Source organism: Microcoleus sp. B4-C1 (genome assembly GCF_036705285.1).
GTDB lineage: Bacteria > Cyanobacteriota > Cyanobacteriia > Cyanobacteriales > Microcoleaceae > Microcoleus.
In genome coordinates, this window is record NZ_JAUBUC010000075.1 from 23,807 (window position 1) to 30,717 (window position 6,911).

Here is a 6,911-nt window from a genome sequence, read left to right on the forward strand (position 1 = left end):
CGCAGAGGGCGCAGAGGGCGCAGAGTGAGAGAAGAAAGAGAGAGATATGTAATAAAAGAGAGGTTTATAATTGATTTATTGTACTTTATTGCGGGTGAAGAAAGGTGATTTTGGATATTATTTCTCTGTTTTCTGGTTGTGGGGGGTTGGATTTGGGTTTTCGGTTAGCTGGGTTTAATGCGGTTTGGGCGAATGAATATGATAAGTCTATTTGGGATACATATAATTTCAATCATCCTGACACTATTTTAGATCGCAGAGATATCAGAAAAATCAAATCTGATGAAATTCCCAACTGTATTGGGATAATCGGCGGGCCTCCTTGTCAAAGTTGGAGTGAAGCAGGGGCGAAACGGGGGATTGATGACTGTCGGGGTCAACTTTTCTGGGAGTATATCAGAATTGTGCGGGACAAGCAGCCTTTGTTTTTTTTAGCTGAGAATGTTAGCGGTATTTTGGCGGCCCGAAACAAGGATGCTTTTACTTATATATTATCGCAGTTTGAGGACATCGGGTATCGGGTTTCCTACAAGTTGGTGAATGCTAGAAATTTTGGGGTTCCGCAAGATAGGCAAAGGGTGATTGTTGTTGGCTATCGGCAGAATCTGGGTTTGGGTTTTGAGTTTCCCGAACCTGGAACTGATGTTTTGACGCTGAAAGATGCGATTTTTGATTTGCAGGCGATCGCCCCTATGTCAGTTAAGGGTAAATTAGATAATTATCACGATTCTGTCCCAAATCACGAATGTGCGGATTTGGGGTTTTCCAGCATTTATATGTCGCGCAATCGAGTGAGAAGTTGGTCAGAACCTTCGTTTACAATTCAGGCAAGCGGCAGACACGCACCTCTCCATCCTCAAGCTAGTAAAATGATTTTGGTTGGCAAAGACAAACGCATTTTTGACCCCAATTCGCCTCTGCCTTACCGTCGGCTTTCTGTGCGAGAATGTGCGAGAGTTCAGACTTTCCCGGATGAGTTTATTTTTAAGTACAAGTATATTGCTGATGGATACAAAATGGTCGGCAATGCTGTTCCTGTGAATTTGGCAAGAGTTTTGGCAAGTAAGATTTTTGAGGATATTGTCAACTTAAGCTGACCATCTACCAGTCCCTAGGCAATGAATTCCACGGCGCTTTTAGCGAAAGTCATCGCTATAAAGACTAATCTCAAATCCGTATTATTCATCTCTCTCTTCTCCTCCTCTGTGTCCTCTGTGGCCTCTGCGGTTTAATAATTCCGAATTATCTGTCATTGAAACTTGGTTAACTGACCTAGATTCTGCTGAATCGCATTTATCCCGCGAATATGAGACAAAGGAGAACCTCCGTACAAAAAGCTGTTCAAACTAACTTGATAATTTTGCTGAACTGCTAAATCCAGCCACAAATTGTTAATCGCATCTCCCGGCTTGTAGTCGGGAATGTTGTGCTGATAGTAAGGAAAACTGTCTATACAAGTATTGAAAAAGTTCTTGCGGCCGCAATGCTTTAAATACTGATATCGCGGCTTAAATTCTGTTTGATTTTCCAATACTGTATATATAGTATCTGCGAGAGATTCTGGGTCAAATTTGGCGTAAAGACCCGCACCTTCGGGGAAAACTGGCGAGTTTCCTCTGGCGTATTGGTTGAATTCTTCAAAACAAATTACAGGTACGTTGCAACTCATGGCTTCGGTAATTCCCCGGTTTTTTCCTTCTAGAAGGGAACCGAGGACGAATGCTTGGGCTCGCGAATAATATGTGGGGATTTCGCTGTAGTAGTCAACCCTCGGCACTAAGTTAATGTAGTCGGAGGGATTGGTTAAAATTTCCTCGATTTGCCGCCATTCTTTTAATGCGTACTCGTCGAGAGTTTTCAGGTTGCTAGCATCAAATTCGTGGCCGGTGACTACTGTTAATTTAATCGGCTTTTGCGGATATTTTTGGCGGTAAACTTTTAAGGCTTTGGCTATGATTGGCAAATTTTTTTCTTCGGAGAGTCGGGCGACGGCTAGCAAGTCGATGTCTTTGGCGGGGACGTTGCGCGGGGAAATTAAGTATTCGTTGATAAAGTCGGTGTCTTGCAGTGGTATGATTGGTTTGTGGGCGCGATCGACATAAGTTTCGCGAAACCACTTTTCTCGCTGTGGGTTTTTGTATAAACTGGAGTAGGCGTCAGCTATGGGGGCCCAGGAGTAGGAGATTCCGGGGGAATAGGTGAAGGAGAAAAATACTGAGGAAAGTTGGGGAAATAGTTTGTTGATGAGTTCGACTGCTTCGCTGAAGTAAATTCCTTTGATGAAACGCCCTTCGTAAAATAGTGGGGGAAGCAATACGTAGAAACTGACGGTATCGAAGCGGTGGGGTTGGTCTTCAAATATCTCCCAGGTAAAGGCGTCTAAGTCTGCATAGATTTCGGCGATTGGTTTGTTGATGTGGGGGTTGCGTAAATATGGTTTTTGTCGATCGTAGTTTCCGCGTACCATATAATTCTGAGTGTGAGTATCTAGCTTTTTTTATTTAACCGCAGAGGGCGCAGAGGGCGCAGAGAAGAAGAGAGATATTCACAAGTCATCTACGGGTTGTTCTAGTGATTCATTGTCGCCTATTGTGAGGGCGAGTTGGTAGATTTGGCGGCGGGGAAGGGATGTTTGTTGCGCGAGTTGGCGGCTGGCTTGGGAACGACTTATGCCTTCTGCTATTAATGTTTGCAATTCTGCTTTAATTGCGTCTTCGGAAAATATTGGGGCGGCTGTTTGGATGCCGGCTATTACGAGGGTAAATTCTCCCTGGGGTTCGCGATTGGTGTAAAGCTCGATCGCACTTTCTATACTACCACGCCAAAACTCTTCGTGCATTTTGGTTAACTCTCTCGCCAGCACAATCTGTCTGTCGCTTCCCAAACTATTTGCTAAATCTTGTAAAGTTTGTCGCAATCTGTGCGGAGATTCGTATAATATTATAGTGCGGGATTCTATTTGCAAAGCTTCTAAACTCTGTTGCCGTTCTTGACCTTTCACGGGTAAGAAACCTTCAAATACAAATCTCTCTGTGGGTAATCCTGATGCAGTTATGCCAACAATGCAAGCGGTCGGGCCGGGAATCGGAATAATGTTAATATTAGCATCGGCGCAAGCTTTGACTAACTCGGAACCGGGGTCAGAAATTCCCGGCATTCCGGCATCGGTGACGAGGGCGATATCTTTGCCTAAATGCAGTTTGTCGATGAGTTCGGGAAGTCGCTGGTGTTGGTTGTGTTCGTGATAGCTGATTTGGGGCGTTTTAATTTGAAAATGTTGCAAAAGTTTGCCTGTATGGCGGGTATCTTCGGCGGCGATGAAGTCTACTGTTTGCAAGATTTTGATGGCGCGAAAGGTCATGTCTTCGAGGTTGCCGATTGGGGTTCCTACGATGTAAAGTGTTCCTGTATTGGGATTTGCTTGCATTTTAAGATTGGGATTTTTTAACGATAGGACACGGGCGGGACGCCCATGCCACAGGCCCATGCCACAGGCCCATGCCACACATTTAAGAAGATATGAAAACCGGATTGTTTTTGGGATTGGCGACTTTAGATTTAATTTATTTGGCCGAGAAGCCTCCGGGTGAAAATCAGAAAGTTGTTGCTTCTGATTGTACCATTGCTGCGGGCGGGCCGGCGGCAAATGCTGCGGTCACTTTTAGCTATTTGGGGAATGCGGCGGTATGGGCTGGGGTTTTGGGCACTCACGCGATCGCCCAATTAATTCGTGCAGACTTAGCGGAGTATAATGTCAGGATAATTGATTTGGCACCAGGGCGATCGCACTCGCCGCCAGTTTCCTCGATTATTGTAACTGAAGCAACGGGCGATCGATCGGTAATTTCTATCAATGCTACGAAATCGCAAGTTGACAGTCAAACAATTAACCAGGATATTTTAACCTCAGTTAATATTGTACTGCTTGACGGACATCAAATCGCAGCCAGCAAAGAAATTGCTCAACTTGCCAAGTCAAAAAACATTCCCATTGTCCTCGATGGCGGCAGTTGGAAACCCGGATTAGAAGAAATATTACCTTTTATTGAATGGGCTGTATGTTCGGATAACTTTCATCCGCCCAACTGCGACAATTCCGAACAAGTCTTTGCTTACCTCTCAGCAGCAGGAATTCCCAATATTGCCATCACTCGCGGCGAAAAATCAATTTCATACCTCAGCAATGGCAGTTACGGCAGTATAGAAGTACCTCAAATTCAAGCCACAGACACTTTAGGCGCTGGCGACATCTTTCACGGGGCTTTCTGTCACTACATTTTGCAAAATAACTTTACCGATACTCTCACCGCATCAGCTAAAATCGCTTCCCATTCCTGCAACAACTTCGGAACCCGCGCCTGGATGAATAAGAGTTAATTTTCAATTAAAATTAACCAAACTATCCGGTTAAAACCCCTCAAAGCTAGAAAACTTGAACTAGCAACACCTGTTAAGTTAAAATCCTGACAGCAACCTCGACAAAATTTGTGAACTTCCCTTTTCTCTTCCTTCGGGCCCGTGGAACAGGCGTCTCGCCTGTGAATTTTCGCAGTTCGTTAAAATTGCTATATTAGTGAAACAACCTCAAACCAAACCAAACACTCCCAAACCAACATACCCGAATCATGTCTGACACCCAACCCCTAACTATCACCCTTCCCCCTTTGCGGATTACCCTAACAGAACAACAGCAAGTTAACCTAGAATGGCTGACACAAAACTTGCCCAATCTACTCACCCCAAGCAAACCAGAAGTTCCCGATAATATGAAACAGTGGGTGGCGGCCAACAAATTATTAAATCAACCCGACGCCGAAATTATTCAAGCCTTAATAAATACCGGCATAGATGCGGAAACAGCCACCGCAGAAGTTAGGGAAATATCATCTCATCCCTACTTCCAAGCAGGCAGTCAGTACGTGCAGTTATTGCAGAAATTAGAATCGCATCTCAGGATTAACAATCAATTAGCTGCATTGTCTTCCAAGTTTGGCACAATCGAACGCAAAAGCAGCCTTTCCAGAGAGTATTTTCTCGAAAATTACTACGCCAAAAATACTCCAGTAATTATTACCAATATCATGCACAACTGGAAAGCGTTGCAGTTGTGGACGCCGGAGTATTTGCAAGAAAAATATGGCGATGCAGAGGTACAAATTCAAGCCAACCGCAATTCCGACCCGAATTACGAAATTAAGATAGAAAATCACAAAAAAATTGTTTTGTTCCGCAAATATGTAGACATGGTGGTCAAGGGCGGGCCTAGCAACGATTACTACATGGTTGCTAACAACCAAACTCTTGAAAGAGAGGAATTTAAACCGCTATTTAACGACATTGAAATATTCCCCGAATACCTAAATCCAACGGATACAAAAGGCAGAGTTTTCTTTTGGTTCGGCCCGAAAGGCACGATTACACCGCTACACCATGACCCAGTTAATTTAATTTTAGCTCAAGTGTCGGGTCGCAAACTAATTAAATTGATTTCTCCGCAACAAACACCTCTGCTTTATAATCACGTCGGAGTTTTCAGTAAGGTTGACGGCGAAAATCCCGATTATGACAAATACCCGCTTTACAGAGATGCGAAAATTATTGAAGTGATTTTGGAACCGGGAGAAGCTATTTTTATTCCTGTCGGTTGGTGGCATCATGTAAAATCATTGGAAGTGAGTATTTCGGTTTCGTTTACTAATTTTGTGTTTCCTAATTATTATGAATGGAAATATCCTCATATTAATTGGTAATTTCTAATGTATGGTTCCCAGGGGCGGGCACGGGGGCACCGCCCCTACAGAAATCGGCGTTTATCTGCGGTTCAAAAAAAAAAGAAATTCATGAAAACTCTCGAAGAATTAAGCGAAATTTCACGATCGATCGCCTGGAGTGCATCAGATATCCTACAATCCTATTATCGCCAGGATTCCAACACTCCTAACCTCGACATTCAAGAGAAAAAAGATGGCCCCGTCACCGCCGCCGATGTCGCTGTCAACTCTTACATTCTCGACGAATTGCAGTCGGCTTTAGGGAATACAGAATTTGGCTATCTCACCGAAGAAACTTACAAATCTTATTTGACAACCAACGGTCAAATTCCCTTACCTCAAAGTTGGGTTTGGATTATTGACCCTTTGGATGGAACGCGAGATTTTATTGACAGGACAGGTGAATTTGCTGTTCACATTGCTTTAGCCTTCGAGGGAAGACCGGTATTGGCAGTTGTGGCCTGGCCGCAACAGCAAAAGATTTATTACGCAATCCGCGATGCGGGCGCTTTTATGGAAAGTCGGGCCGGTTCTGCGGTCAAGTTGCAGGTTTCGGCGCGAAATATAGTGGCAGATTTATCTATAGTAACTAGCCGCAGTCACCGGGGCGATCGCTTTAATCAATTGTTACAAAAACTGCCATGTCAAAATCAACTAGCTGTCGGCAGTATCGGCTGTAAAATTGCGACTATTGTCGAACAAAAGGCTGATGTTTATATTGCGCTTTCGGGAAAGTCTGCACCGAAAGATTGGGATTTAGCGGCACCGGAATTAATTTTGACTGAAGCGGGCGGTCAATTTACTCGTTTTGACGGTTCTGCTTTGCAATATAACCGGGGAGATGTGAGTCAGTGGGGGGGATTGTTGGCGAGTAATGGTTGCTGTCACGCTGCTTTGTGCGGGCAAGCTGAGGAGATTTTAGCAGGGATAGATGGGGGTTTGAAGTAAGTCCGCGCGTGCGAAGCTATCCCGTAGGGAATCGCCCGTAAAGATGGTAACGAATCAGTTTTAGGGGCGGGTTTACGAGAAATAATTGCTTAAAACCAATTATCTAGTAAACCCGCCCCATTGGTCACAAGTTAAGCCTGTATGCCAGTTGTCAAGGGGATTTGAGAAGATGTGTCAAAGAAAAATTGGTTT

6 protein-coding genes are annotated in these 6,911 nt (G+C 44.2%); 4 read left to right on the forward strand and 2 right to left on the reverse strand.

The window, feature by feature from the left end; genetic code table 11:
• The first annotated feature begins 110 nt into the window (after positions 1–110).
• Positions 111–1,097 (forward strand): DNA cytosine methyltransferase, encoded by a 987-nt coding sequence (locus QUB26_RS24205; protein ID WP_333320018.1) that lies wholly within the window; start codon positions 111–113, stop codon positions 1,095–1,097.
• Positions 1,098–1,249: 152 nt separating this feature from the next.
• On the opposite strand, the gene QUB26_RS24210 is transcribed toward QUB26_RS24205, so the two are convergent.
• The gene (locus QUB26_RS24210; RefSeq protein ID WP_333320021.1) at positions 1,250–2,467 is read right to left on the reverse strand and encodes a glycosyltransferase; all 1,218 of its coding nucleotides are present in this window, start codon (positions 2,465–2,467) and stop codon (positions 1,250–1,252) included.
• A gap of 78 nt (positions 2,468–2,545) precedes the next feature.
• On the reverse strand, positions 2,546–3,427 hold the full coding sequence (rsmI, locus tag QUB26_RS24215) for a 16S rRNA (cytidine(1402)-2'-O)-methyltransferase (RefSeq protein ID WP_333320023.1): 882 nt from the start codon (positions 3,425–3,427) through the stop codon (positions 2,546–2,548).
• Between the two features lie 92 nt (positions 3,428–3,519).
• Between rsmI and QUB26_RS24220 the strand changes: the two genes are divergently transcribed.
• The 3 genes from QUB26_RS24220 (at position 3,520) to QUB26_RS24230 (ending at position 6,719) form a co-directional block, all read left to right on the forward strand.
• Entirely contained in the window at positions 3,520–4,377 is an 858-nt protein-coding gene (locus QUB26_RS24220; RefSeq protein WP_333320025.1) for a sugar kinase, read from the forward strand.
• Positions 4,378–4,625: 248 nt separating this feature from the next.
• A complete protein-coding gene (locus QUB26_RS24225; RefSeq protein ID WP_333245876.1) occupies positions 4,626–5,750 on the forward strand; it encodes a cupin-like domain-containing protein in 1,125 nt (374 codons plus the stop codon).
• A 90-nt stretch (positions 5,751–5,840) separates the two neighbouring features.
• A complete protein-coding gene (locus QUB26_RS24230; RefSeq protein ID WP_333320027.1) occupies positions 5,841–6,719 on the forward strand; it encodes an inositol monophosphatase family protein in 879 nt (292 codons plus the stop codon).
• Positions 6,720–6,911: the final 192 nt, after the last annotated feature.